24 protein-coding genes are annotated in these 26,795 nt (G+C 64.0%); 13 read left to right on the top strand and 11 right to left on the bottom strand.

Going from position 1 to position 26,795, the window contains the following annotated elements:
- Positions 1-42: 42 nt before the first annotated feature.
- Complete coding sequence (locus ACODSP_RS05785; protein ID WP_488964679.1) at positions 43-2,097, bottom strand: thioredoxin domain-containing protein; 2,055 nt, start codon at positions 2,095-2,097, stop codon at positions 43-45.
- A 132-nt stretch (positions 2,098-2,229) separates the two neighbouring features.
- Between ACODSP_RS05785 and ACODSP_RS05780 the strand changes: the two genes are divergently transcribed.
- From ACODSP_RS05780 to ACODSP_RS05740, 9 genes are all read left to right on the top strand, one after another.
- Positions 2,230-2,493, top strand: coding sequence for a DUF6489 family protein (locus ACODSP_RS05780; protein WP_488964678.1), 264 nt, complete (start codon positions 2,230-2,232; stop codon positions 2,491-2,493).
- Complete coding sequence (locus ACODSP_RS05775) at positions 2,490-2,879, top strand: (2Fe-2S) ferredoxin domain-containing protein (RefSeq protein ID WP_488964677.1); 390 nt, start codon at positions 2,490-2,492, stop codon at positions 2,877-2,879. The genes ACODSP_RS05780 and ACODSP_RS05775 overlap by 4 nt, the downstream gene beginning before the upstream one ends.
- Before the next feature lie 22 nt (positions 2,880-2,901).
- Complete coding sequence (mnmE, locus tag ACODSP_RS05770) at positions 2,902-4,221, top strand: tRNA uridine-5-carboxymethylaminomethyl(34) synthesis GTPase MnmE (protein WP_488964676.1); 1,320 nt, start codon at positions 2,902-2,904, stop codon at positions 4,219-4,221.
- 209 nt (positions 4,222-4,430) lie between these two features.
- Positions 4,431-6,299, top strand: coding sequence for a tRNA uridine-5-carboxymethylaminomethyl(34) synthesis enzyme MnmG (gene mnmG / locus ACODSP_RS05765; RefSeq protein ID WP_488964675.1), 1,869 nt, complete (start codon positions 4,431-4,433; stop codon positions 6,297-6,299).
- A 55-nt stretch (positions 6,300-6,354) separates the two neighbouring features.
- Positions 6,355-6,960 carry a 16S rRNA (guanine(527)-N(7))-methyltransferase RsmG gene (gene rsmG, locus ACODSP_RS05760; protein ID WP_488964810.1) on the top strand — a complete coding sequence of 202 codons (606 nt, stop codon included), beginning with the start codon at positions 6,355-6,357 and terminating at the stop codon, positions 6,958-6,960.
- Positions 6,961-7,000: 40 nt separating this feature from the next.
- Positions 7,001-7,822: a ParA family protein gene (locus ACODSP_RS05755; RefSeq protein WP_488964674.1), complete on the top strand. Its 822-nt coding sequence runs from the start codon at positions 7,001-7,003 to the stop codon at positions 7,820-7,822.
- Positions 7,815-8,711 (top strand): ParB/RepB/Spo0J family partition protein, encoded by an 897-nt coding sequence (locus tag ACODSP_RS05750; protein WP_488964673.1) that lies wholly within the window; start codon positions 7,815-7,817, stop codon positions 8,709-8,711. Before ACODSP_RS05755 ends, ACODSP_RS05750 begins: the two co-directional genes overlap by 8 nt.
- A gap of 73 nt (positions 8,712-8,784) precedes the next feature.
- Positions 8,785-9,207, top strand: a complete 423-nt coding sequence (locus tag ACODSP_RS05745) for a DUF6841 family protein (protein ID WP_488964672.1) — start codon at positions 8,785-8,787, stop codon at positions 9,205-9,207.
- Positions 9,207-9,590 (top strand): ACT domain-containing protein, encoded by a 384-nt coding sequence (locus tag ACODSP_RS05740; protein ID WP_488964671.1) that lies wholly within the window; start codon positions 9,207-9,209, stop codon positions 9,588-9,590. Before ACODSP_RS05745 ends, ACODSP_RS05740 begins: the two co-directional genes overlap by 1 nt.
- Here ACODSP_RS05740 and ACODSP_RS05735 read toward each other — a convergent pair.
- The 8 genes from ACODSP_RS05735 to ACODSP_RS05700 form a co-directional block, all read right to left on the bottom strand.
- The gene (locus ACODSP_RS05735; RefSeq protein ID WP_488964670.1) at positions 9,550-11,160 is read right to left on the bottom strand and encodes a Fic family protein; all 1,611 of its coding nucleotides are present in this window, start codon (positions 11,158-11,160) and stop codon (positions 9,550-9,552) included. The genes ACODSP_RS05740 and ACODSP_RS05735 overlap by 41 nt on opposite strands.
- Before the next feature lie 153 nt (positions 11,161-11,313).
- Positions 11,314-12,000, bottom strand: coding sequence for a DJ-1/PfpI family protein (locus tag ACODSP_RS05730; protein ID WP_488964669.1), 687 nt, complete (start codon positions 11,998-12,000; stop codon positions 11,314-11,316).
- A 29-nt stretch (positions 12,001-12,029) separates the two neighbouring features.
- Positions 12,030-13,061 (bottom strand): DNA polymerase III subunit delta, encoded by a 1,032-nt coding sequence (holA, locus tag ACODSP_RS05725; protein WP_488964668.1) that lies wholly within the window; start codon positions 13,059-13,061, stop codon positions 12,030-12,032.
- Positions 13,062-13,073: 12 nt separating this feature from the next.
- Positions 13,074-13,595 carry an LPS assembly lipoprotein LptE gene (gene lptE, locus ACODSP_RS05720; protein ID WP_054168049.1) on the bottom strand — a complete coding sequence of 174 codons (522 nt, stop codon included), beginning with the start codon at positions 13,593-13,595 and terminating at the stop codon, positions 13,074-13,076.
- Between the two features lie 109 nt (positions 13,596-13,704).
- Positions 13,705-16,290 carry a leucine--tRNA ligase gene (gene leuS, locus ACODSP_RS05715; RefSeq protein ID WP_488964667.1) on the bottom strand — a complete coding sequence of 862 codons (2,586 nt, stop codon included), beginning with the start codon at positions 16,288-16,290 and terminating at the stop codon, positions 13,705-13,707.
- 164 nt (positions 16,291-16,454) lie between these two features.
- Complete coding sequence (locus tag ACODSP_RS05710) at positions 16,455-16,973, bottom strand: DUF3576 domain-containing protein (RefSeq protein ID WP_488964666.1); 519 nt, start codon at positions 16,971-16,973, stop codon at positions 16,455-16,457.
- Positions 16,974-17,139: 166 nt separating this feature from the next.
- Positions 17,140-17,553 carry a DUF2442 domain-containing protein gene (locus tag ACODSP_RS05705; protein ID WP_488964665.1) on the bottom strand — a complete coding sequence of 138 codons (414 nt, stop codon included), beginning with the start codon at positions 17,551-17,553 and terminating at the stop codon, positions 17,140-17,142.
- A gap of 413 nt (positions 17,554-17,966) precedes the next feature.
- Positions 17,967-19,193, bottom strand: coding sequence for a glycosyltransferase family 4 protein (locus ACODSP_RS05700; RefSeq protein ID WP_488964664.1), 1,227 nt, complete (start codon positions 19,191-19,193; stop codon positions 17,967-17,969).
- 18 nt (positions 19,194-19,211) lie between these two features.
- On the opposite strand from ACODSP_RS05700, the gene ACODSP_RS05695 reads away from it, so the two are divergent.
- Positions 19,212-19,982, top strand: coding sequence for an alpha/beta hydrolase (locus ACODSP_RS05695; RefSeq protein ID WP_488964663.1), 771 nt, complete (start codon positions 19,212-19,214; stop codon positions 19,980-19,982).
- 33 nt (positions 19,983-20,015) lie between these two features.
- Positions 20,016-21,740 carry a sensor histidine kinase gene (locus ACODSP_RS05690; RefSeq protein WP_488964662.1) on the top strand — a complete coding sequence of 575 codons (1,725 nt, stop codon included), beginning with the start codon at positions 20,016-20,018 and terminating at the stop codon, positions 21,738-21,740.
- A 162-nt stretch (positions 21,741-21,902) separates the two neighbouring features.
- On the opposite strand, the gene ACODSP_RS05685 is transcribed toward ACODSP_RS05690, so the two are convergent.
- The gene (locus tag ACODSP_RS05685) at positions 21,903-22,340 is read right to left on the bottom strand and encodes a hypothetical protein (protein WP_488964661.1); all 438 of its coding nucleotides are present in this window, start codon (positions 22,338-22,340) and stop codon (positions 21,903-21,905) included.
- Positions 22,341-22,538: 198 nt separating this feature from the next.
- Entirely contained in the window at positions 22,539-23,333 is a 795-nt protein-coding gene (gene xth / locus ACODSP_RS05680) for an exodeoxyribonuclease III (protein ID WP_488964660.1), read from the bottom strand.
- A 215-nt stretch (positions 23,334-23,548) separates the two neighbouring features.
- Between xth and ACODSP_RS05675 the strand changes: the two genes are divergently transcribed.
- Together ACODSP_RS05675 and ilvD are read left to right on the top strand one after the other, a co-directional pair.
- Positions 23,549-24,763 (top strand): MFS transporter, encoded by a 1,215-nt coding sequence (locus ACODSP_RS05675; protein WP_488964659.1) that lies wholly within the window; start codon positions 23,549-23,551, stop codon positions 24,761-24,763.
- A 141-nt stretch (positions 24,764-24,904) separates the two neighbouring features.
- Entirely contained in the window at positions 24,905-26,764 is a 1,860-nt protein-coding gene (gene ilvD, locus ACODSP_RS05670) for a dihydroxy-acid dehydratase (RefSeq protein WP_488964658.1), read from the top strand.
- Positions 26,765-26,795: the final 31 nt, after the last annotated feature.

Raw genomic sequence — 26,795 nt, 5'->3', positions numbered from 1 at the left:
GGGATATCCTTCCTTTGAATGTACAGATGAAATGGAGCGGGATCACCCACCCAGCAGGGCGGTAAGGTCTGTGGCCGCCGTCACGGGGGCCGAACAATGCTGTTCCTGACAAAGATAAGCGGTCGCATGGCTTTTAACCATGCTTTTGCCTGCGGCGGGATGATGCGGGGGCAGCATCGGATCATTCGCCCCGCGACAGAGTAGGACGAGATTGGGATGCCATTTCTCCAGCGCCACACGGCGAAGGGCGATGGTTCCCGCGTCGTTCGCATCACCGACAATCACCAGCATCTGGCCATGCAAACGCAGATCCACGCCATTCAGGAACCCGGCAAGCGGGAAAAAGTTCCGCCCCACTTCGCCGGCAAATGCGGTGATCAGGGCATCGGCCCGCTGCCGCCAGATATCCTCCCCCGTCAGTAGCCATAGACGGCTGAACAGCCCGACCAGGGTGCCATTGCCGGCGGGAACGGCATTGTCATGGGCATGGCGTGGGCGGCGGATCAGATCATCGGCATCATCCGCCGTAATGAAATAGCCGCCATCGTCATCATCATGGAAATGAAGCTCCACCTTCTCCAGCCAGCCGATGGCGTGGGTCAGATATGGACCCTGCCCCGTCACCTCATAAAGGGTTATGGCAGCCCGTGCCATGTTGGCATGGTCCTCCAGGGTGCCGCGATGCCGCGCCTGTCCATTGCGGAACGAATGCAGCAGACGACCATCGGTGGTGGACATACGGTCCAATACAAAGCCGAAGGCGCGCGTGGCGGCGGAAAGCCAGTCCGCCCGATCCAGCACGGCACCGGCCCGTGCCAGGGCGGCAATCATCAGGCCATTCCAATCGGCCAGAACCTTGTCGTCCCAGCCGGGCCGCACGCGGTATGTACGGGCCGACAGAAGGATGGCGCGACAGCGGGCCAGAATGGCCTCCGTGTCTGCATCCGCCAAACCGTTCTCATGCATGCGGTTCAGGATGGTGTGGCCTTCCCAGTTGCCCTCCGCCGTCACGCCATAAATGCGGCAGAACAGATCGGCATCATCGGCGGGCAGCAGGCGGCGGATTTCTCCGTCGGTCCAGACATAGAACTTGCCCTCCTCCCCCTCGCTGTCGGCATCCAGGGAGGCGGCGAAGCCCCCACCCTCTGCCACCATCTCGGCCAGGGCCCAATCGGCGGTCTCGGTGATGCGGGCGTGCAGCAGCGGATCGCGCGTTTCCTGCCACACGGTCAGCATCAGGTCGATCAGTTGAGCATTGTCGTACAGCATCTTTTCGAAATGCGGGACCAGCCATTCCGCATCCACCGAATAACGGGCGAAGCCGCCACCCAGATGATCATAGATGCCGCCCTGGGCCATGCGCGTTACCGTCTGGATCGTCGCGGTGGCAAATTGCTGCCGGCCCGTATGGCGGAAGGCACGCCAGAGCAGATCGAAAATGCCCGGCTGTGGGAATTTCGGCGCATCGCCGATCCCGCCCCAGACGGGGTCCACCTCCCGCACCAGCCGGTCGGCCACCTGGATCAGGGTGTCAGGCGTGATGGCCTCACCGGGCCGTCCGGTGGCCAGATTGTCCATGGCATTGGTCAGGGCCTGGACATTGCGTTCAACCTTGGCCGGTTCTTCCGCAAAGGTCTGTGCAACAATCTGCAACACTTCTGGAAAGCCGGGTCGGCCCCAACGCCGCTCCGGCGGAAAATAGGTGCCACCCCAGAACGGGTGCCCATCGGGGGTCAGGAACATGGTCAGCGGCCAGCCGCCCTGCTGCCCCAGCAGGCTCAGCGCCTGCTGATAGATATGGTCCAGGTCGGGCCGTTCTTCCCGATCGACCTTGATATTGACGAACAGCTTGTTCATCAGGCCGGCAATGGCGGGGTTTTCAAAGCTTTCATGGGCCATCACATGGCACCAGTGACAGGCGGCATAGCCGACCGACAGCAGGATGGGCTTCCCCTCCGCCTTCGCCTTGTTGAGCGCGTCCGGACCCCAGCCCATCCAGTCCACGGGATTGTCCATGTGCTGGCGCAGATAGGGGCTGGTTTCCCGGTGCAGCAGATTACCAGCACCGCGATGGGCGCTGTTCGGGGGCGTGGCCATGTCTCATCCTTTGCCGGGTCCGCCCATCATGACGCCAATCCATGACGGGCCTGTGAAGAACAGATAGTTTATCCTTGTGTCAAACCCAGGGTACGGGAAAAATCACGCCAGACCAGAGGGAGGCCGGCCGCCATGAAGGTGACCATCAATATCGATTGCACACCGGAAGAGGCGCGGACCTTTCTGGGCCTGCCGGATGTTCAGCCCATGCAGACGGCTCTGATGCAGCAATTGCAGGATCAGATGTCGGCCAATATGAAGGCGATGGACCCGGAAACCATGATGACGACCTGGTTGCCTGTGGGGCTGCAGGGTATTGAGCAGTTTCAGAAAATGATGTGGTCACAGATGTCCAGCGCCATGGGTGGCGCACCGGCAAAGGATGGTAAAAAGTGAGTGATGACGTGAAGGCCGATCCCGCGCCCTATTACCGCGCCCATGTCTTCGTCTGCACCAATGAGCGGGAGCCGGGCCACCCCCGTGGCTGCTGCCGCGAAAAAGGCGGGGATGAACTGCGCGACTATATGAAGAAAAAGGCCACCGGCCTGGGCCTGGGCAAGGCGGTACGCATCAACAATGCCGGCTGCCTGGATCGCTGCGAGCTGGGTCCCGTCCTGGTTATCTATCCCGAGGGTGTCTGGTACACGGTGACTAACAAGGCGGATGTTGATGAGGTGCTGCAAACCCATCTGGTGGAGGGTAAGCGCGTTGAGCGACTGATGCTGCAGCCCACGGACAAGCTACCGGTCGATATCGTCGCCCGCCGGGTGGCGGCCGAGTAATGTTTCACGTGAAACACGCCTGATGCGCGCCGATACGATCTTCGCCCTGGCCTCTGCCCCCGGTCGCGCCGGGGTACAGGTGATCCGCATTTCCGGCCCTGATGCCGGTACGGTGCTGTCCCGCTTGACGGGTCGACCCCTGCCCGCGCCGCGGCAAGCGGCATTGGTGGGCTTGCGTGACCCGGTCACGGGCGAACTGTTCGACAAGGCCCTGGTCCTGTCCTTTCCCGCCCCCGGCAGCTTCACGGGCGAGGATGTGGTGGAACTGCACCTGCATGGTGGCCGCGCCGTCCTGTCGGCAGCAGCGCAGGCGCTAACCGGTCTGGGCCTGCGTGTGGCTGAACCGGGGGAGTTCAGCCGCCGTGCCTTCGAACATGGCAAGCTGGACCTGACAGAGGCGGAGGCCATTGCCGATCTGGTCGATGCCGAAACGGCGGCGCAGCGGCGTCAGGCCCTGCGCCAGATGGAAGGCGCGCTGGGGCAGCTCTATGACGGCTGGCGTCACCGCCTGACCCGCGCCCTGGCCCATCTGGAGGCCGATATTGACTTCCCGGACGAGGATTTGCCCGGCGGCCTGTCCGACACTGTGCGGCCCGTTGTCGAGGGGCTGGTGGCCGAATTATCGGTGCATCTGGCCGATCAGGGCCGTGGGGAGCGGCTGCGCGATGGTATCTCCATCGCCATCTTGGGCGCACCCAATGCCGGCAAATCCAGCTTGCTGAATGCCATTGCCCGACGCGATGTCGCCATCGTGTCGAACCAGGCGGGCACGACGCGCGACGTGATCGAAGTGCAGTTGGATTTGGGTGGCTACCCCGTCCTGCTGGCGGATACGGCGGGCCTGCGCGATGCCGCCGATCTTGTGGAATCGGAGGGCATCCGCCGGGCCCTTGACCGGGCCGCCAAGGCGGATCTGAAGCTGCTGGTCTTTGATGGCGGTGAATTACCCGACCCGGCCACCCTGGCGCTGGCCGATGATGACGCCATCCTGGTGATGAACAAGGCCGACCTGCCCGGTGCCGTCGCACCGCTGGTTGGCCGCCCCATCCTGCCGATCTCGGCCCGCACGGGCGAGGGTGTACCGGCCCTGCTGGCGGCCCTGGAACAGGCCGTTGCCGCCCGCTACGCCCCCTCCGGCGCCCCTGCCCTGACCCGTGCCCGCCATCGTTCGGCGCTGGAGGAATGCCGGGGGAACCTGCACCGGGCGCTGCAGGCCCCGTTGCCCGAACTGGCGGCGGAGGATGTGCGTCTGGCCGTCCGCGCTTTGGGCCGTATCACGGGCCGCGTGGATGTGGAGGATCTGCTTGATGTGATCTTCCGCGATTTCTGTATCGGGAAGTGAGCACAGCGCCATGTACCGCGGATTAGCGCAGCGTAATCCGCGGTATCGTATAGCCCGACGCCGATCGTGAAGAGGCGGAGGTCAAAGTCCGCGGATTACGCTGCGCTAATCCGCGCTACGGTCCATCATCGTTATGCCGTGTTTGCGACGGCCCCCCATGCGCCCCTGCCCTTTGACTAGAACGTCGCGCGCGCTTATCTTTCCGCCCCATGCAGCACTATGATGTGATCGTGGTTGGCGGCGGCCATGCGGGATGCGAGGCAGCGGCCGCGGCGGCGCGTGCGGGGGCCCGTACGGCGCTGGTGACCCACAAACTGGAAACTATTGGCGAGATGTCATGCAACCCGGCCATCGGTGGCCTGGGCAAGGGGCATCTCGTGCGCGAGATTGATGCGCTGGATGGCGTCATGGGCCGGGTGACGGACCAGGGCGGTATCCAGTTCCGTATCCTGAACCGGTCCAAGGGCCCGGCCGTGCGCGGCCCGCGTGCCCAGGCCGACCGTAGGCTGTACCGTCAGGCGATGCAGAAGGCGCTGGCCGAGCAGCCGAACCTGGACATCATTGCCGCCGCCGCCGAAGACCTGATCATCGATGCCTCCGGCGCCTGCGCCGGTATCGTGACCGGTGACGGGCGTGAAATCCGGTCCGGCGCCGTGGTCCTGACCACGGGCACCTTTCTGCGTGGCCTGATCCATATCGGGGAGGAAAAGATCCCCGCGGGTCGTGTGGGTGAAGATCCTGCCATCGGCCTGTCCCTAACGCTTGAAAAGCTGGGCTTCAACCTGGGCCGGTTGAAGACGGGCACGCCGCCGCGTCTGGATGGCAAGACTATCGATTGGGCCGGGCTGGAGATGCAGCTGGGTGATAATCCGCCCCCGCCCTTCTCTACCCTGACCGACCGCATCACGACGCCGCAGATCGACTGCGCCATCACCTACACCACACCGGAGGTCCATCGGGTCATCCGCGACAATATCCACCGCGCGCCCATGTATTCGGGTCAGATTGAGGGGGTTGGCCCCCGCTACTGCCCCAGCGTGGAGGATAAGGTCGTCCGCTTCGCCGACAAGGATCGGCACCAGATTTTCCTGGAGCCGGAGGGATTGGATGATGACACGGTTTATCCCAATGGCATCTCCACCTCCCTGCCGCGCGATGTGCAGTTGGATATTCTGAAGAACATTCCCGGCCTGGAACATGTGCGCATGATCCGGCCCGGCTATGCCATCGAGTATGATTATGTCGACCCGCGCGAACTGACCCGTACCCTGGAAACCCGTCGCCTGCCCCGCCTGTTCCTGGCCGGGCAGATCAATGGCACCACGGGGTATGAGGAAGCAGCCGCACAGGGCCTGATTGCCGGTGTCAATGCAGCTTTGGCCGTGACCGGTTCCGCACCCTTTGTCCTGGACCGGGCGGAGGCCTATATCGGCGTGCTGATCGATGATCTGATCACGCGCGGCACGTCGGAACCCTATCGCATGTTTACCAGCCGGGCGGAATATCGCCTGCTGCTGCGTGCCGATAACGCCGATCAGCGCCTGACCGACCGTGGCCTGGCCATCGGTCTGGTGGGCAGCCGGCGGCAGGCGCATTGGGCGGAAAAGAAGCAGGCCCTGGTGCAGGCCCGCGATCTGGTGACCGGCCTGTCGGCCACGCCGAACGAGTTGGAAAAGCACGGGCTGCATATCAACAAGGATGGGGTGCGCCGTAACGCGCTGGACCTGCTGCGCTATCCCGAGATCGACTTCCCGCGCCTGTGTCTGGTCTGGCCAGAACTCTCGTCCCTGTCGTCCGACATCGCGGAGCAGGTGGAGATCGACGGCAAATACGCGGGATATCTGGACCGGCAGGAGGCGGATATCCGTGCCTTCCGCAAGGATGAGGCGCTGGAACTGCCCCCTGATCTGGACCCGGATAGCATCGCCTCCCTGTCCACGGAAATCCGTCAAAAGCTGAAGGCCACGCGGCCCGCGACCCTTGGCGCGGCTGCGCGTATTCCGGGTATGACACCGGCTGCCCTCACCTCTTTGTTGCGGCATGTGAAGAAGCGTGGGGGCGACCGTGGCGCCGCGTAAACCGTCCAAACCGTTGAAGCTGCCGCCCATGCCCCGCCAACCGGGGCCGCCGCCGATGACCCCGCAACAGTTCCAGTCCCGCTTCGGTGTTTCACGTGAAACATTGGCGAAGCTGGAGGTCTATGCGGCCCATCTGCAGAAATGGAACCCGGCCATCAATCTGGTCTCCAAGACCACCTTGGACGATCTCTGGTCGCGTCATCTGGCCGACAGCGCGCAGGTTTTCAGCCTGATTCCGGAAGGGACGAAGGTGCTGGTCGATCTGGGGTCCGGTGCTGGCTTCCCCGGTCTGGTCCTGGCGATCCTGGGCGTGCCAGAGGTGCATCTGGTCGAATCGGATGTGCGCAAGGCCGCTTTCCTGCGCGAAGTGGCGCGGGTGACGGGTGCGCCGGCCACCGTGCATCCTGTGCGGATTGAGGTGGTGGATACGCCCCCCGCCGATGTCGTCTCGGCCCGTGCCCTGGCAGAACTGACCCTGCTGCTGCCCTGGGCGCATGGAATGCTGAAACCGGGTGGCACCTGCCTATTTCCGAAGGGCAGGACAGCCGAGGATGAATTGACCGCAGTGAAGGATTCCTGGAATATGCGGGTCGAGCGGTTCCCCAGTCAGACCGACCCGGCCGGAACCATTCTGCGTATTACTGACCCTGCGCCGCGTTGAGCGGTCTCGCCACAAGCCGAACGACAGAGGTTGAACGACAGTGCCGAGCGCCGCCCAGACCACCCTTCCCGCCCACCGCGCCCGCATCATCGCCCTTGCCAACCAGAAGGGCGGTGTGGGCAAGACCACGACCACCATCAATCTGGCGACGGCGCTGGCTGCCTGTGGCAAGCGCGTGCTGATCATCGATAATGATCCGCAGGGTAATGCCTCCACCGGTCTGGGCATTCCACAGAGCAACCGGGAGTTCGGTATCTATGACCTGCTGTTCGCCGACCTCACGGTGGAAGAGGTGGCGGTGGCGACCTCCGTCCCCGGCCTGTGGGTGGTAACGGCCAATGTCGACCTGTCAGGCGCCGAGGTTGAGCTGGTCAATGTCGAGCGCCGTGAATTCCGGCTGAAGGACAGCCTGGAAAAATCGTCCGGCGGGTTCGACTATATCCTGATCGATTGCCCGCCGGCCCTTGGCCTGCTGACCCTTAACGCGCTGGCGGCGGCGGATGCCGTGCTGGTGCCCCTGCAGTGCGAATTCTACGCTCTGGAAGGGCTGTCGCATCTGGTCCGCACCATTGAGCGCGTGAAGCGCGCCTTCAACCCCACGCTGGATATTAACGGCGTGGTCCTGACGATGTTCGACCGTCGCAATAACCTGTCCGACATGGTGGCTGCCGATGTGCGTGGCTTCTTCGGGGAAAAGGTCTATGAGACGGTGATCCCCCGCAATGTGCGGGTGTCCGAGGCGCCCAGCCATGGCAAGCCCGTGCTGCTCTACGACCACAAGTCGGCGGGTGCACAGGCCTATATCCATCTGGCGGGCGAAATGTTGAAGCGCGAGCGGAAGCGGCAGTTGGCCTATGGATGAACCGAGAAAGAATAACTCCCGCACCGGCTTGGGCCGTGGCCTGTCCGCCCTGTTCGGGGAGGTCGCCGCGACGGAGGAAGAGCAGCAGGTGGACCGTGTCCGCTTGACCCGGCTGCTGCCCATTGATCAGGTTCATCCCGGCAAGTTCCAGCCGCGCCGCCGCTTTGACGAGGAGGCGTTGACCGCGCTCGTCGAAAGTGTCCGCGAGCGTGGCATCCTGCAGCCGCTGCTGGTGCGCAAGGACCCCGCCGCCACGCCGGGCAATGCCAGCTATGAGATCATCGCCGGCGAACGCCGTTGGCGTGCGGCACAGCTGGCGGGCCTGCATGAGGTGCCGGTCCTGGTCCGTACCCTGTCGGACCGCGAAGCACTGGAAATCGCGCTGATCGAGAATATCCAGCGCTCTGACCTGACGCCGCTCGAAGAGGCGGAAGGCTTTAAGCGCCTGATGGATGAGTTCGACCACACGCAGGAGGATCTGGCACGGTCGGTCGGCAAAAGCCGGTCCCATGTTGCCAACATGCTGCGCCTGCTGGCCCTGCCGGATGATGTGAAGGCTCTGGTCCAGGATGGCACCCTGTCCATGGGCCATGCCCGCGCCCTGCTGACCGCGCCCGATCCGATGGCGGCGGCGCAGGAGGTCATCAAGCGCGAACTGAATGTCCGCCAGACCGAAGCGCTGGTGAAGCAGATGTCGGCGGAACCGCTGGTCCTGACCAAGGCGGTGAAGGACAAAGCGCCCGATACGGTTGCCCTGGAACGGGAAATGTCCCTGGCGTTGGGCCTTAAGGTCACGCTGAGCGGTACCGGCAAGAAGGGGAGCTTGCAGATCCATTATCGCACACTGGATCAGCTGGACAGTGTACTGAACCGCATTCTGAAGCGGTGAGATCGGGGGCCGGAGCGCGGGACACGCTCCGGCCCTTTTTCATTTAACGATAACAAGCAATCCAGGGGGAAAAATGACCGACAGCAGCCAGATCGGCGCCGAAGCCGCCGCCTATTTCAACGGCTACAGCGCTGCCTTCGCGGCCTATGACACAGACCGCGTGTCGGCCCTGTTCGATCAACCCCTGACGGTTCTGACGGCGGCAAAGCCCATCGTGCATGGCGATCCGGACGCCGTGCGCGCCTATGTCGACGGCATGCTGGATACCTATCGCCATATCGGGCTGGCCTGGCCCGTGCCCGCCGCCGTCTGGGCCTGGCCCTGCGGTGAGAATCTGGCACGGGCGGAAGTGCTGTGGCTGCTGCGTTCCGCTGACCGGGCGGAGATCATGCGGTTCTCCACCTCCTACGTCCTGCGCCGCGACACTGATGCCGGCTGGCGCGTGTCTGTCGTGATCTCCTACGAAGAACCCGTGAAGCTGCCGGCCAGCGCCTGATGCCGTCGCTGCCGCTGACCCTGCTTCCCGACCATCTGGCTGTCTGCAGGTTACCACCCGATGCGCCCCTGCCCGCCTGGGCGATGGGTTCGGGCTTTGTCAGCATCACGCGCACCGATGAAGAACTATCCATCACGGTAGCGCAGGACCGTGTTCCGGGCGATGTGGTTTCCGTGGGGCCGTGGCGGGCACTGAAGGTGCAAGGACCCCTGGATTTCGCCCTGACCGGCATCCTCGCCGCCCTGACGGCCCCGCTGGCCCATGCCGGCATCAGCCTGTTCGCCATCGCCACCTATGACACGGATTATGTGCTGGTCCGGGCAGAGGTGCTGGACGCGGCGATCACGGCCCTGACGGCGGCGGGTCATCGGGTGGGGGCGTAGCGGCCTCTTTGGCGGCACGAACGGCCTCCTCGAACCGCTCAACCTCCTCATCCGTCAGTTCCGGGAAGTGCCGCTGCCGCTTATCGGCGCCGATGCGGCCATTGCTGATCACCAGATTGACGAACAGTTGCGCCCTGCGATCCGGCATAGCGCTATGGTCATTGAGCGCCCTTAGCCCACGGTCGAACTGCGCGACATAGGTCAGCTCATTGCGCAGATCGACATCAATCGCCTCCTTGATGCAGCGATAAAGATACTCAACCTGCGGCGTGGCGTCGAAATAGCGGTAGAGATCGGCGGTGTCATTCTCCACCACCACCTCAAACCCGCCCTTGCCATCGTCGCTCCAATGCCAGTCGATATAAGGCATGATCGAGGCGGAGAACCGCTCCAGCGCCTCATCATAGGCGCGACGGTCACGGAGCATGACGGCGGAGACCGGTATGATGATGCCGGGTGGTGTGAAGCGGACATGTTCCAACAGGTCATGGATCAGCAATCGATGCAATCGACCGTTACCGTCCATGAACGGGTGAATGAACACGAACGCGAAACTTGTAATCGCAGCACAGGCAGGCGCGCAAACCAGGGGGGCCGCTTGTGCACCATCCGGCAATAAGTCATCGGCAAGCCTTTGCCACCAAAAACCATCAATTAGCCGTTTGCGAAGCGCTGAAAATCCGGTCATCAACTGTTGAGCATCTATTGCCTTCGGCGGAACAAAGTGAACCTTGTCATGGCCTGTGAGCCGGCTTTCGCCAACGTAGTTCTGCTCATTGCGCCAACCCTGCACCGCATAGCGTTGGTCGCCAATGATCACCTTACAGATCGAGGTTTGGCCAGCCTCCGTAGACAGGTCTTGCCCATCACGACTCCGCAGTGCCGCTATAAATCGTTCCTCGCGTGACCCTTGTATGTCCTCCCTCTCCAGGGCAAACGTACTCTTGGTCTCCTTTGTGTAGATGTAGTTGACAGCCCGTAACACCATTGTTGGGTCCGCATCTGCCAAGAGCTTGTGCGCTTGGGCCGACAGGCCGAGGGCCTGCAGTTCTCTAATCGCCGTTGTGCTGCGTATTGTTGGGCAAAGCGCTGGGGTTCCCAGTAGGTTGTTATGGACGCGTTGGCGTTTAGATGGCTCTCCCAAACAGCCAACCTGCAGCTTGGGGTCCAACACATTGACCACCGGACCCATCGTCGCATCTGAAAGGTCCAGGCGTTCGTCCAACAGCCACTCATATAGAAACCAAGCCCGTCTTGCGAACTGCCCTGACGGCTCACGTCGGATCAACTCCTCCAGCAGTTCCGGTCCCATAGCCCTGAATGCGGCTTTCAGCAGGCCCAGCTCCAGTGGCTCGTACCGGATAGCAAATTTCAGATCGCTGACGGCGTCGTCGCCCTTGTCATAACTGACCGGGTAGCGCTCAATCTGGTGGGTTGGCTGGCTGTGGCTGCGCCGCTGTCCGGCACCGACGATGGAGATCACAAAGGGTTCCGGCAGGCGCAGGCCGAAGCGGTTGCGGAGGCCCATCTGGCCGCTATAGCGTTCATTCCCGGACAGGCGCTGTGGCATGGGGCGGGCCTGATGAAAATTTGTCTGATGCGGCAGACTGCCACAAATTCTTGTTTGGCCTCACGAGTTTTTGTCTAAACCGACGTGACCCCAAAAATTTTAGTCGGCGCCCGCGAAAATTTATTCAGAACCGGGTGTCATCGCGAATTCTTGTCAGTCGTTGACGATCCCCAATCGCGCCGCCGCTGTCCTTGCCGCCGCCCAACGCCGTTCCTGCAGGCCTGCCGCTCGCGCCCTCATGGCATCCACCATAGCCGGGTCGGTGTGGCGCGGGTGGCCGCTGTGGAAGGGCGGGGCGGGGTCGTACTCCATGGAGAGTTGGGTACGTTCGGCGCGGTCCTGGTCGAACAGCAGGGCGGTCAGGTGCAGGGCAAAGTCGATGCCCGACGTGACGCCGCCACCGGTGACGCGGTTGCCGTCGATAACGACGCGGTCGCCGCAGGGTGTGCAGCCGAACAAGGACAGTTGCTCCAGCGACATCCAGTGGCAGGTGGCGCGGTAGCCGGTCAGCAGGCCGGCGGCGGCCAGGACCAGGGAGCCGGTACAGACCGAGGTCACATAACGCGCCCCGCTGGCCTGGGCGCGCAGGAAATCCAGCACCACGGCATCGTCCATCAGGTCGAGCTGCCCCGGCCCGCCGGGTACGAACAGGATGTCGGCCTGGGGCGTATCGGCCAGCGTATGGCTGGGCAGCAGGCGCAAACCACCGCTGTCGGTAACAGGGTCCAGGGTCTTGGCGGCCAGGATGATCTTCACATCCGGCAGGCGCGCAAACACCTCAAACGGGCCGGTCAGGTCCAGTTGGGTGAGGCGGGGATAGAGCAGCATGACGATATTCATGAGGCACTCTCCATCGCCGGTTCAGGGGATCAGTTAGGCCGCCGCGCCAGCTGCGCTAGTTGGAAGAAGGCGCGCGAACAGATGGTTTCATCCGGCATATGGGTGCGTTTGCACTCCGCCTCCGCCTCCTGCAGCCGGTCCAGGGCCTGATGCAGCTTGGGCAGGGTCCAGTTGCGGATCTGGGCCGTCAGGATGGGTTCCAGCTTGAAGAAAACGGGCGGGCGCAGGGCCTTTACAGCGGCCTGTGGGGTCTGTCCCTTGGCCACATGGGCCACGGCCATATGCAAGCGCTGGAAATAGCGCTGGGCGGCGCGCAGGATGGCAACCGTGGCGGTACCGTCGGCATAGAGACGGCGCAAAGACCGGTCCACCTCCGCCATATCCCCACCCGCCGCCGCCTGGGCCGGTTCGTCCAGGTCGAGCGCGGCGCTGTCGCCGATGACCGCGCGGGCATCCTCCAGCGTCACCCGCTTCTGCCCCAGCATGTAGAGTGCGAGCTTGTCGATCTCTCCCCGTGCCATGGAGCGGTCACCGACCAGATTACCGGCCAGCCAGTCGCGGGCATCGGGATCGATCTGCAGGCCATGGTCGGCCATCATGCGACCGATGGTGCCGGCCAGTTCCTCCTCGCCCTCCACATAGCAGGCGATGGCACCGGCGATGTCGCCCGCATCTTCCACCGCCTTGCGCAGCTTGGAGCGGGCATCCAACTCGCCGGCTTCGATGACCAGCAGCGTGTCGCCGCCGGGAAAGCCTTTCAGCAGAGCGGTGACGGTCACGGCCAGCTTGTCATCGGCGTCGCGCACGCGCACCACGCGCCGCCCACCTGTCAGGGCCATGGCCGACAGCTCATCGCCTAAGCGGGCCGGGTCGGCGGTCACCTGATCGGCCTTCATTTCCGACACGCGGAACGGGTCGGACAGGTCGGGACATGCGGACTGCGCGGCAATCTTGGCGCGTTCGCGCACCAGACCGGCATCGGGACCATAGAGCAGGACCAGCCGCGTGGCCGGCGGCGGGCGCTTGGCGAAGGCGTCGGCGTTTTTCGGCTGAACCTTCAACGCCCCCTCCCCTTACTGCTTGTCACGTGCGAAATAGAGCGACAGGCGCGTGCGGATATCGTCCGCCAGCTCGGTCAGGCCGCGATCATAGGCGTCCTGGCGCGTGGCCAGCACGGCAAACTGGCTGTCCAGCAGGTTGAAGCTGACGATGGAGCGGGAGAAGGTGCGATAGACCACCTGGCCCGTGCTGATCTCGATCAACTCGTAACTGGCCTGCAGGCGCAGCCGCGCACGGGTGGCGGTCGCGTCCTTCTGAATGCCCAGCTCCTCCTCCGTCGCCGACAGGGCGACAGCCAGACGGTAGCGGGCATTGGCGGGCCGGCCATCGGTATAGAACCGGTCAATCAGGTTGTTGCGCAGGACCTGACCGTTGCGGTCCACGATCGGGTCGATCTGCACATTGGCCAGGGCGGCGCCCACTGCGCTGTCATGGGACGCTGTGCCATAGACCGGCTTGAAACCGCAGGCCCCCAGCACCGCCGGCATGAGGGCCAGCAGCAGGGCGGTGGCAAGACGGGGGAAATGCTGGGCCATGGCACGCCTCGTTGAGGCTTGGTTCAAGAAATTTGCGGTTCTGTAGCCAAGAACCTGCGGGAAACAGGCCGGAAGGTTGAACCAAGCCTCAACCTTCCGGCCTATATACTCACACAACAATATTCACGATGCGGTTCGGCACCACGATGATCTTGCGCGGCTCCTTGCCATCCATGGCCCGCTGCACATTCACATCGGCCAGGGCCGCCTCCCGCGCCACCGCCTCGGCACAGTCGCGGGGCAGGGTCAGGGTGGCGCGCAGCTTGCCATTGACCTGCACGGCCACGGTCGCGCTGTCATCCACCACCAGGGCGGCATCAGAGACGGGCCAGATACGGTCGACCAGCAGGTCGCCATGGCCCAGCTCTTCCCACATCTGTTGGGCCAGATGCGGCATCACGGGCTGTACGATCTGCGCCATATATTCCAGCGCTTCACGCGCGGCCCAGGCCTCATCCGCCGGCACCTCGCCCTTGGCCGCCATCTTCGACAGGGCGTCGCCCAGCGCGTTGGTGAAGGTGCGCAGCTTGGCCACGGAACTGTTGAAGCGGTAGCCCTCGATATCCTCACCCACGGCCGCCGCCGCCTTGTGCGCGGCGCGGCGCAGGGCCGTGGCATCGGCACCGAAGCTGTTGGGGGCGGCGGCACCAGTGGTGGGCAGGGCAAAGCCCGGCTCCGTCACCAGACGCCACAGGCGGTTGATATAGCGCCAGGCGCCGTCAATACCGGCCTCGGTCCATTCCAGATCGCGGTCGGGCGGGCTGTCGGACATCATGAACAGGCGGGCGGCATCGGCGCCATAGCTGCCGATGATGCCTTCCGGGTCCACGACATTCTTCTTGGACTTCGACATCTTGATGACGGGGCCGACCGTGATGGGGGAACCATCGGCGATCTTGGTGGCCTTGGTCCCCTGGATATCCACATCCACGGGGAAGACCCACTTGCCATCGGCATCCTGGAAGGTGGCGTGCGTCACCATGCCCTGGGTGAACAGGCCGCCAAACGGCTCTGGCAGATCCAGATAGCCGCAATGCGACAGGGCGCGCGTCCAGAAGCGGGAATAGAGCAGGTGCAGGACCGCATGCTCGATACCGCCGATATAATTATCGACAGGCAGCCAGTACTTCACCAACTCCTTATCAAACGCCACCTGCTCGTTGCGCGGGTCGGCAAAGCGCAGGAAGTACCAGCTCGACTCGATAAACGTGTCGAACGTATCCGTCTCCCGCTCCGCATCCTTGCCACAGCAGGGGCACTTTACGTGCTTCCAGGTGGCATGGCGGGCCAGCGGGTTGCCAGCGGCGTCAAAGGTGACGTCGGCGGGCAGGGTGACGGGCAACTGCTCTTCCGGCACCGGCACCACGCCGCAATCGGCGCAATGGATGATGGGGATGGGGCAGCCCCAGTAACGCTGACGGGAAACACCCCAGTCGCGCAGGCGGAACATGGTCGTCCCCTGCCCCCGGCTCAAGGCTTCGATCTTGGCGACGGCGGCCTTCTTCCCCTCTTCCACGGACAGACCGTCCAAGAAGTTGGAATTGCGGATGCTGCCGGGGCCGGTATAGGCCTCATTCCCCACGGTGAAGCTGGCCGGGTCCTCACCGTCGGGCACCACCACCGGCTTCACGGGCAGGTCATACTTGCGGGCGAAGTCCAGGTCGCGCTGATCATGGGCCGGGCAGCCGAAGATGGCGCCGGTTCCATATTCCATCAGCACGAAGTTGGCGACATAGACGGGCAGGTTCCAGCCCTTCACAAAGGGATGCTCCGCTGCCACCGGCGTGCGCCAGCCCTTCTTTTCCGCCTGTTCCAGCGTGGCTTCGCTGGTGCCCATGCGGTTGCATTCGGCGATAAACTCGGCCAGGCCGGCATCGCTCTCGGCCAGCTTGCCGGCCAGCGGATGGTTGGGGCTGATCGCCACGAAGGATGCACCGAACAGCGTGTCGGGCCGGGTGGTGAACACCTCCAGATCGGCATGCCCATCGGAAAGCTGGAAGAAGAAGCGGCAGCCCGTGGACTTGCCGATCCAGTTCTCCTGCATGATGCGGACTTTTTCGGGCCAGCGGTCCAGTGTGGTGATGGCGGACAGCAGCTCGTCCGCGAAATGCGTGATCTTCAGAAACCACTGGGAGAGCTTGCGCTTTTCCACCAGCGCGCCGGTGCGCCAGCCGCGCCCGTCAATCACCTGCTCATTGGCCAGAACGGTATTGTCGACCGGGTCCCAGTTGACCCAGCTTTCCTTGCGGTAGGCGAGGCCGGCCTTCAGGAAATCCAGGAACATCTTCTGTTCGAACCGGTAATATTCCGGTCGGCAGGTGGCAATCTCACGGTCCCAGTCGATGGCCAGACCCATGGTCTTCAACTGGCCACGCATGGCCTTGATATTCTCGTAGGTCCAGGTGCCGGGATGGGTATTGCGCTCCAGCGCGGCGTTTTCCGCCGGCAGGCCGAACGCGTCCCAGCCCATCGGGTGCAGGACGTTGAAACCCTTGGACCGCTTATAGCGGGCGATCACGTCGCCGATCGTGTAGTTGCGCACATGGCCCATATGGATGCGCCCCGACGGATAGGGGAACATCTCCAGCACATAGGTCTTGGGCTTGGACGGATCGGCGGTGACGGCGAAGCTGCGGCGCTCTTCCCAGACGGACTGCCACTTGGCTTCGGTTTCGCGGACATTATAGCGGGACATGGGTCGGAACCTGTCGAACGGGTGTCGCTTCGCCGGGCGTCACCCGTGACAGGGGCCGATGCCCGGCGGCTCGGAATATCGCTCTGCGATCACTATCATAAACGCCGAAGGCCGGCGAAGGCCGGCCTTGGCATGGCTGAACCGCAAACTGCCGGAAAACGGGATCAGTTGCTGGGCGCAGCCGACTGCTGACGTAGCTGACGGGCGCGGGTCAGGATCGTGTCTTCCATCTGCGTGCCGGTTTCCGCCGTCACCGGCGCGTCGATCCAGACACCGTTCTTCAGTTCCTGGCGGAACACGGTGGCGCGCACGCCATCGGCGCGCAGGGCGGCGTCCAGGATGTACAGGTTGACCTTGAAGCGCTCGCTCGGCGTGGCCGGCGGGCTGTACCAGTCGGTCAGGATGACGCCGCCATAGGGGTCGGCCTGAACCAGCGGCATGAAGGTCACCGTATCCAGGGCGGCGCGCCACAGATAGGCATTCACCGTCACGGTGCCGGCGGGGCGGGCGGCGGCGTTCATGCCGGCAGCGCCGCCATTGTTCTGGCGCAGGATCTGGGTGTTGGGGGCCTCAGGCTCCCCGCCGAAACCCAGGCTGTCCAGCGCGCCGCAGCCGGAAAGACCCAGCGCCAGGGCGCCCAACAGGGCGGAACGACCAATCACGGACAGGGCACGCAAGGACATGGGAAGACCACCCGGATAACGCCAGCGGAAAGTTTAAGCCATCCTTAGAGCAAAAAAGCCGGCACTAGGCAAGGCCGGGCGGTTCGCCCCTTGGACGGAGTTGCTGCTTACACGGCAATCAAGGCGGGATTCAGGCGGGGAAAAATGCGGATGCGGGATAAATCGGTCAGACCGAAACCGACTTGCGTGGCCGCCCGCCCTTGCGGCCATTGGCCTGCGCTGCCGCCGTTTTCGCCGTCGACCGGGCTCGACCGCCCTGCCCACCCAGTTCCGCCGCCATCCAGTGCCGGCTGCCAAACTGACCTTGCAGCAGGCCGGGCACATAAAGATCGGCATCCAGGGCCGGCCAGTGCAGGCCAAGGCCTGTGGGACTGATCTCAATCACCGATAACGCGCTGGCATCGGCACTTGCCAAACCTTCTGCCAGGGCCGGCGGGAACACCAGATCCAGGCCGGTTTCAGGCTGATGATGATGCGGTCGGCGGTGGGGTCGTAGTGGGCGGGCCCGGACATGGCCCGCCTGACGAAGAGCCTGCATCCGCGCCTCCGCTGATGCCAGCTGTTCATCACTGATCGCCATGGATCATCCTCCATTCCGCGCAAGAGCCGAGGTCACATCAAGTCGTCATCCCGACGACAAGCCCATAGGCGCTAAGATAGGTGTTCGCCCTTTCGTATCCACCCGCTTCTACCGTCATCCCCGCGAAAGCGGGGACCCAGCGTGAGCGGCGATAGCCGCGACATGAGTCATATCGGCGCTGACCGCGCCTCACGCTGGGCCCCGGCTTGTCGCCGGGGTGACGGTAGAGAAGCGGAAAGGACGGTACCCGTCGTTTCGCCGGGTATGAGGGCATGCACAGCGTTAACTTAGCGCCTATGGGCGAAAGCCGGGATGACGGTGGATATCGCTCAAATCAGCGTCAGATAGGATGACAAAACGCTGACGAAACCCAAGCGATTTCGATGGAGGGTCGGGTGTGTCGGTAGAAACACCTACCCCAACAGCTCCGCATAAACCGCCAGTGTCGCGGCGCACATGCCGGCCTTGGTGAAGTTGGCCCGCACATGGCGCATGCCGTCCAGGCCCACGGCCTGACGCTGCAACGGGTCCAGGTCCAGGGCGGCGCGGATGGCGCCGGCCAGGGCGTCGGGATCGTTGGGGGGCACCACCAGTCCGGTTTCGCCGTTGATGACGGTTTCCTTTACCGCGCCCAGGTCGGACACGATCACCGGGCGGCCCATGGCCTGGGCCTCTGCGATCACGCGGCCAAAGGCTTCGGGTTCGATGGAGGCATTCACTACTACGTCGGACAGCATATAGGCTGCCGCCATGTCGTTGCAGTGGCCGGCGATGGTGACCTGCCCGCCCAGGTTCAGGCGGCGGATATGGTCTTCCAGTTCCTGGCGGTAATGGTCGCGGCCCTGTTCATCACCCACCAGAACGGCGCGCACATCGCTGCGCCCCAAGCGGGATATGGCCTCGATCAGCACGCCCTGCCCCTTCCAGCGGGTCAGGCGACCGGGCAGCAGCACGATGCGCTGATCCTCCGGCAGGCGCCACTGCTGGATCAACTGCGCCATGCGGGCCTGGGTCACCTTGTCGGGCGACATGATATCGACATCGACGCCACGATGGATCAGGCGCAGCCGGTCGGCACCGACGCCATACTCCGTGGCCACATGCTCATAGACGAAGCCCGACACGGCGATGATGCGGTCGGCCTTGGCCATGACGCTGTTGTACCATTTCTTCACCCGGCCCTTGAAATTATAGGGCGCGTGGAAGGTGGTGACGAAGGGAATGTCCGTGCGTTTAGCCGCCCAATAGGCGCTCCAGGCCGGCGCGCGGGAGCGGGCATGGATCAGATCGACGCCATGCTGCTTGATGATGTCCGTCAGCCTGGCCGCGTTGCGCCGCATGGTCAGCGGGTTCTTGGACTGCACCGGCAGCTGGATATGCTTGGCCCCATACCGGTCCAACTCACGCGCCATCTGTCCACCGGCGGAAACCACGATGGCCGTGCCGCCCGCGCGCTGAATAGCGGCTGCCATATCAATGCAGCCACGCTCCGCACCGCCCGTAACCAGGGTGGGGATCACCTGCAGGATGACGGGCTTGCCACCGCCGAACAGGCTGGCGGCATCAAGGCCGGGATTGTCCGGCGTCACATCGCCGTCTAGGGTGCCGGCTTGGGCGCCGGCGTCAGCTTGGGGCGGCATGGGCGGAATTTCGAACGAATGAACGGGGCAGCCATGGAAGGCGAGGTGCCGATACATAGCCTGGATCGGGCCGGAACCGCCATAGCCTATCGCCAGAGCCCGGGTGCAGGGCCGGGTATCATCTTCCTGACGGGCTTCCGGTCCGATATGGGTGGTGCCAAGGCGGTGACGCTGGAACGCTGGGCGCGCGCCAGGGGACAGGCCTTCATCCGCTTCGATTACCATGCCCATGGCGCCAGCGGCGGCAAGTGGGAGGACGGGTCCATCGGCCGCTGGCGCGATGATGCCTTGGCCGTGCTGGACCGGGTGGCACGGGGGCCGCAGATCCTGATCGGCTCCTCCATGGGCGGCTGGATCGCGCTGCTGCTGGCCTTGGCCCGGCCCGATCGGGTGGCGGGGCTGCTGGGCATTGCCCCCGCGCCCGACTTCACCGAACGCATGATCCGTCCGCGCCTGGGGCCGGCGGAGCTGGAAGCTTTGGAACGGCATGGCAGGTTCATCGCGCCATCGGCCTATGATCCCGCCGGATACCCGATCACGCGGCATCTGCTGGATGAGGCGAAGTCCCATCTTCTGCTGGGCCGGCCTATTCCCATCCACTGCCCTGTCCGCCTGCTGCATGGGCAGCGCGATCCCGACATTCCCTGGCAGACCAGCCTGGATCTGGCGGCATTGTTGGAAAGCGACGATGTGCGTATCACTCTGGTCAAGGATGGGGACCATCGCCTGTCGCGCGACGCGGACCTGTCATTGATGCTGCAACTGGCGGGCGAACTGGCCACCGCGTGACGCGGCCTGTGCCGCATGCTATAGACGCCCTTGATGGGACAGCAAACCCGAGACAGGGGTGGCCGCTCCGGCCGCTCGATGGCCCTGCTGGGCCGTACCGGCATCAACCTGCTTTCGGCCATGGTGCTGGGCGGGTTGTGGCTGCTTGTCGGCTGGCAAATCCATTCATCTTATCTCGATGCCCTGGCCGACGCCGAACGCGACACGGCCAACCTGACCCGCGCCTTCGGCCAGCATGTCAGCCGTACCGTCAGCCAGGTGCAGCAGTTGCTGCAGGAAGTGTCCGACCGGGTGGAGGCGGGATATCCCGCCGATCTGGAGGTGATGCGCCGGCGCGTGGCCGGGCTGGACCGGGTGTCGAAATTCCTGGGCATCATGGATGCGCGCGGCATCGTGGTGGACGCGACGCGGCCCGGCGCGGTCGGCCTGGACATGTCCGACAGCGATTATTTCCGGCAGGCGACGGAACCGGGATCGCCGCGCCTGGGCTTTGGCAAGCCCATCATCGGGCGCACGCCGCTGATGTCCTCCATCCCCTTCTGGGTGCGGGTGGAGGCGCCTGATGGCAGCTTGATCGCCGTCGTGGTCGGTGACGTGCTGTCGGAATATTTCGCAGGCTTTTTCAGTGCGGTCGATCTGGACCTGGGCGCCATCGCCACCCTGATGGACCTGGATGGCACTGTCTATGCGCGCGGTGCGTCGACCCCCGGCATTGTGGGACAGTCCTATCCCGACCTGCCCGATGTTGGGGCGGCGCGCGAAGGCGACGGCCATGGCATCATCCGCGCCGTCAGCCCCATCGATGGCGAGGACCGTATCGCCAGTTACGAATTGCTGCCCGGCACCCGTCTGCTGGTGTCGGTGGGCCAAGACATGGACCATGTTCTGCAGCCCTACCGTCAGTTCCGAAACCAGATCCTGCTGCTGGGCGTGTTCGGCACCATCCTGGTGCTGGCCCTGGTGGTGCTGGTCCGCCGCTATGTCGCCAAGCTGGAAGCCAGCGAGACGGCGGCCCGGCAGGCGCGGGCGGAGGCGGAGCAGGCGACCGCCGCAAAGTCACAGTTTCTGGCCGTGGCCAGTCATGAGCTGCGCACGCCCTTGAACGCCATTATCGGCTTTGCTGAGGTGATGGTGCACCGTATCCACGGGCCCATGGGCAACCCGAAATATGCCGAATATGCCGAGGATATCAGGGGTTCCGGCCTGCATCTTCTGGCCCTGATCAATGACATCCTGGATCTGTCGAAGATCGAGGCCGGCAAGATGGATCTGCGGCTGGAGATCGTGGACCTGCCGACGCTGGCGGCGGAATGCGTGCGCCTGATGCGCGGGCGGGTGGAGGCGGCGGCGCTGGACCTGCGTGTCGTCTCCACCGGGGAAAAGGCACCGTACCTGCGCGCCGACGCCATGAAAATCCGGCAAGTATTGCTGAATCTGATCAACAATGCCGTGAAATACACAGCCTCCGGCGGCACCATCACGGTCGCGGTGGAACGTGACCCGCTCTGGCCCGACGATTACATGGTGATGCGGGTGGCCGATACTGGCTGCGGGATGACGCCGACAGAGGTGGCCCTGGCCCTGGAACCGTTCCGCCAGATCAATAGCCATCTGGCCCGCACCGGTGAGGGCACGGGCCTGGGCCTGCCGGTCGCCAAGTCACTGGTGGAGTTGCATGGCGGCTCGCTGTCCATCGACAGCGAGCCCGGCCAGGGTACGGTGGTCAGCATCCGGCTGCCGATACGCCTGCACGTGTAATGCCAGCGGCATGAGTTTCTGACTCATGCCGCTGGAGGCCGGCGACTGCCGGCCCGGCGCTCGTGCGCTCGCTAAGCCAAGGCGGTGGATGCCGCCGCCCGGCGATTGAAGGAACGCCAAGCGGCATTGATCGGTCACGATCAAATGCTGCTGGTATAGCGTTCAGACGACGGCGACGACGACCTTCACCACCACCTTGCCGACCTTCACCAGAACATCGCCGACACCGATATTCTTGCCGCCGTCGGTGGTGTTCTCGATCGTGTCGCTGCCGGGATAGATGGTCAGGTTGACATTGTCGCTGACCTTGACGCCCTGCGGCAGGGGGTTCGGATAGGTGCTGCTTTCCGCGAAATAGATGATGTTGTTGTCCTTCCACAGGCTGAATTCATAGTCGGTGGAGGTAAATGTCATCCGATGTTCGTTCCACCATTCCGGACCGCTGCAATCCGGGATGTCGCAGCCCTTGCCCTTCTGGCCCGGCGTGTTGCTGGCCCCGTCCTTGGCCACCGTCATATCGTCGGCAGCACATTCCAGATTCCTGAAGGCCAGGTCTTCGCCCGTATTGTTGGTGACGATCCACAGCTTGTGATTGGACATGATCTTCCTCCCGATGACTGCAGCCTGGGATTTTATCGTCGGAATGACGACAACTAATCATAGCAATCAGCAATAGGGAGTCGAGTCGGATTCCAACCATTGAGAGAAAAATTCATATCCAAAAATGTAAAGACCCCGCCGAACATGATGTCCGGCGGGGTCGTGACTGCTTGCTTCGGGTGATGGTGCGGGTGCGGATCAGACGTCCAGGTCCACGATGACCGGGACATGGTCGCTGGGCTTCGGCTCCCATCCCCGCGCCTCGCGCAGGATGGTCTGGCCCTTCAATCCCGTCGCCAGCGGCGGGGTGACCCAGATATGGTCCAGGCGGCGGCCCTTGTTGGACAGGTTCCAGTCCGCCGCGCGGTAGGACCACCAGCTATACAGCTTCTGATCCGTCGGCACGAAATGGCGAACCGCATCGACCCAATTCAGGCTGTTCTGCAGCGCTGTCAGCTTCTCCACCTCGATCGGGGTGTGGGAGACGACGTCCAGCAGCTGCTTGTGCGACCAGACATCATGCTCCAGCGGCGCGATGTTCAGATCGCCCACCAGGATCATGGGCTGATCCGGTGACCGCTTCTCCTGGAACCAGGTCTGTATCTCGTCCAGGAACCGGAGCTTGTGGGCGAACTTGTCGTTAAGCGCAGGGTCGGGGATGTCACCGCCGGCGGGGATATAGAGATTGTGGATCTCCACCCCGTTTTCCAGCGTGGCCAGGACGTGGCGGCAATCCTCCTTGCCGCAGGAATGGCGAATGTCGCGCGACGTGAAGGGGATGCGCGACAGGATGGCGACGCCGTTATAGCTCTTCATCCCATGGATATGGATATGCTCATACCCGCGCGCCTTGAACTCCCCGCGCGGAAAGGCGTCGTCCACCACCTTGGTTTCCTGCAGGCACAGGACGTCGGGTTGCTGTTCGTCCAGAAGCTTGCCGACAATGTCGATGCGCAGGCGGACGGAGTTGATGTTCCAGGTGGCGATACGCACGGGGAGGGCCTCGGAGCGTCGGTGACGGAAGGAGACAGGATTAGGCGGGCCGGGCGTGCCTGTCCAGACCGGCGAAGGGCATGATCGGGGTTCAGCCATACCGGCCCCCGTCTTGCCGCAGGCTTCACGGGCATGATATCGATTCCATTACCGGCCCCTTCCGGTTCGGCCTGACCCGTTGCGCATGGCCGGCATCGCCCCCTGCCCCGCGGATCATGACCCCTTCCCGCCCCCGTTCCAGTTTGCCCGCCGCCCTGATCGCCATGGCGTTCCTGGCCTTCATCAGCCTCGGCCTGCCGGATGGGCTGCCCGGTGTGACATGGCCTTTCATCCGGGAAACCTTTGACCGGCCACTGGGCAATCTTGGCATTCTGCTGATCTGCGGCACCGGTGGTTACCTGTTCTCCGGTCTGGCTGGCGGCAGCATCGTGCGCCGCATGGGCCTTGGTGTCGTGCTGACGGTCAGCAGTGTCGCCATGGTGGCCAGCTTGGCCACCTATGCCCTGACCCCATCCTTCTATCTGCTGATCCCCGCCGCCATTCTGGGCGGGCTGGCCAGCGGCGCCATCGATACAGGCATCAATCTCTATGGCGCCCGCCGTTTCTCCCCCCGCGTCATGAACTGGCTGCACGGGTCCTGGGGCCTGGGTGCCACCGCCGGGCCGCTGCTGATGACGGCTTCCATCACCATGGGTGCCGGCTGGCGCTGGGGTTATGCCCTGATCGCCCTGATCCTGGCCGGTATGGCCGTGATGTTCCTGGTGACCATGCGGCGGTGGGAGGAAGGCAAGGATACCGATGGCGATGGCAAGGGCGAGGCGACGGCCATCGCCCCCTTCACCGATGCCCTGCGCCATCCGGTGATCTGGCTGAATGTCGCCCTGTTCATGGTCTATTGCGGGGTGGAGATGGCGGCGGGGCAGTGGCTGTTCACGCTGCTGACGCGCCAGCACGGGATCGATGTTGGCACTGCCGGCACCATTGCGGGCCTGTACTGGGGCGCGCTGACCTTCGGGCGGCTGGTGTTCGGGCAGGTGACGGCGCGGGTGCGTCCCTTCAATGCCTTGCGGGCCGGCCTTGCCATTGCCCTGGTGTCGGCCCTGCTGTTCGCCTGGTTCCCCACGCCCGCCGTGGGCATGGCGGCGGCCCTGGGCCTGGGCTTCGGCCTGGCCCCCACCTTCCCCACGCTGGTTTCTCTCACGCCTCTTCGTGTCGGTGATGCCATCGCCCCGCACGCGGTGGGGTTCCAGATGACGGCAGCGGGCGCCGGTGCCACCCTTATTCCGGGGGCGCTGGGCTGGCTGGCGCAGCATCTGGGGCTGGTGGTGCTGCCGGTCTGGCTGCTGCTGGGCATGGTGCTGCTGATCGGCCTGTCGGAATTCGCCGAACGGCTGGTCCGCCGCCGCGCCGCCCTGGCCCGTGCGGCCTGACCGCTTCTTGGAACCGCTCCCCAGCGGGGGCATATACGGGTTGCAGGAATGTTGGATGCGGTTTGGCGACCGCGTTCATATTATTGTGTCCATCAGCGATCCATTTTTGAAATCTTCGAACAAGCCTGAAGGAAGACCCCCGTGCCGCAGCTTCGTTCCCGCAAAAGCACCCATGGCCGCAACATGGCCGGCGCCCGTGGCCTGTGGCGCGCCACAGGCATGAAGGACGAGGATTTCGGCAAGCCCATCGTGGCCATCGCCAATTCCTTCACGCAGTTCGTGCCCGGCCATGTGCATCTGAAGGATCTGGGCCAGCTGGTGGCGCGCGAAGTGGAGTCGGTTGGCGGCGTTGCCAAGGAATTCAACACCATCGCGGTGGATGACGGCATCGCCATGGGCCATGACGGGATGCTCTATTCCCTGCCCTCGCGTGAGGTGATTGCCGACGCGGTGGAGTATATGGTCAATGCTCATTGCGCCGACGCCCTGGTCTGCATCTCCAATTGCGACAAGATCACGCCGGGCATGCTGATGGCGGCATTGCGCCTGAACATCCCCACCATTTTCGTGTCGGGTGGCCCGATGGAGGCCGGCAAGGCGCAGGTGAAGGGCAAGGAAATTGCCATCGACCTGATCGACGCCATGGTCGCCGCCGCCGATGACAAGTACAGTGACGAAGAAGTGCAGGTCATTGAGCGGTCGGCCTGCCCGACCTGCGGTTCCTGCTCCGGCATGTTCACGGCCAATTCCATGAACTGCCTGACGGAGGCGCTGGGCCTGTCGCTGCCCGGCAACGGCACCACCCTGGCCACCCATGCCGACCGCCGCCGCCTGTTCGAAGAAGCGGGCCGCCGCATTGTCGGTCTGGCCAAGCGCTATTACGAGCAGGATGATGAAGGCGTGCTGCCGCGCTCCATCGCCACGTTCCAGGCGTTTGAGAATGCCATCGCGCTGGACATCGCCATGGGCGGGTCTACCAACACCGTGCTGCACCTGCTGGCCGCCGCGCATGAGGGCGAGGTGAATTTCACCATGGCGGATATCGACCGCCTGTCGCGCCGCGTCCCCAATATCTGCAAGGTGGCCCCCGCCGTCGCTGATGTGCATATCGAGGATGTGCATCGGGCCGGCGGCATCATGTCGATACTGGGCGAGCTGGCGCGTGGCGGCCTGCTGCATACCGACGTGAAGCGCATTGACGCCGACAGTCTGGCCGAGGCGCTGGCCCGCTGGGACGTGGCACAGACCAATAATCCCGAGGTTGCGCATTTCTATAAGGCCGCCCCCGGCGGCGTGCGCACCACGGTGGCCTTCAGCCAGGCCAGCCGTTATCAGGAACTGGACCTGGACCGCGCCAAGGGCGTGATCCGCTCGACCGAGAACGCCTTCTCCAAGGATGGCGGTCTGGCGGTGCTGTTCGGCAATCTGGCGGAGGAAGGCTGCATCGTGAAGACGGCGGGCGTGGATGCCTCCGCCCTGGTCTTCGCCGGTCCGGCCCGCGTGTTCGAAAGCCAGGATGCCGCCGTCAGCGCCGTTCTGGGTAACCGCATCCAGGCCGGCGATGTGGTGCTGATCCGCTATGAAGGGCCGAAGGGTGGGCCGGGCATGCAGGAAATGCTGTACCCGACCAGCTATCTGAAGTCGAAGGGTCTGGGCAAGGTGTGCGCCCTGATCACCGATGGCCGCTTCTCCGGCGGCACCTCGGGCCTGTCCATCGGCCATGCCAGCCCGGAAGCCGCCGAAGGCGGCACCATCGGTCTGGTGGAGGAAGGCGACCGGATCGAGATCGACATTCCCAACCGCCGCATCCATCTGGCCGTGTCGGATGAGGAGCTGGCCCGTCGCCGCGCGGCCGAAGAGGCCAAGGGCGTCAATGCCTGGCAGCCGACAGAACCGCGCGAACGCGTCGTTTCCCAGGCGCTGAAGGCCTATGCCGCCCTGACCACGTCCGCTGCCAAGGGTGCCGTGCGTGACGTCGGGCAGCTGACGCGGCGGAAGTGAGGAGGGGGCCGTAGGTCGGGGTGTTCGTATC

The sequence above is a fragment of the Niveispirillum sp. FG156 genome (assembly GCF_057809555.1).
Note: the sequence above shows the minus strand (reverse complement) of the source record. Positions and strands in the feature narration are given on the sequence as shown.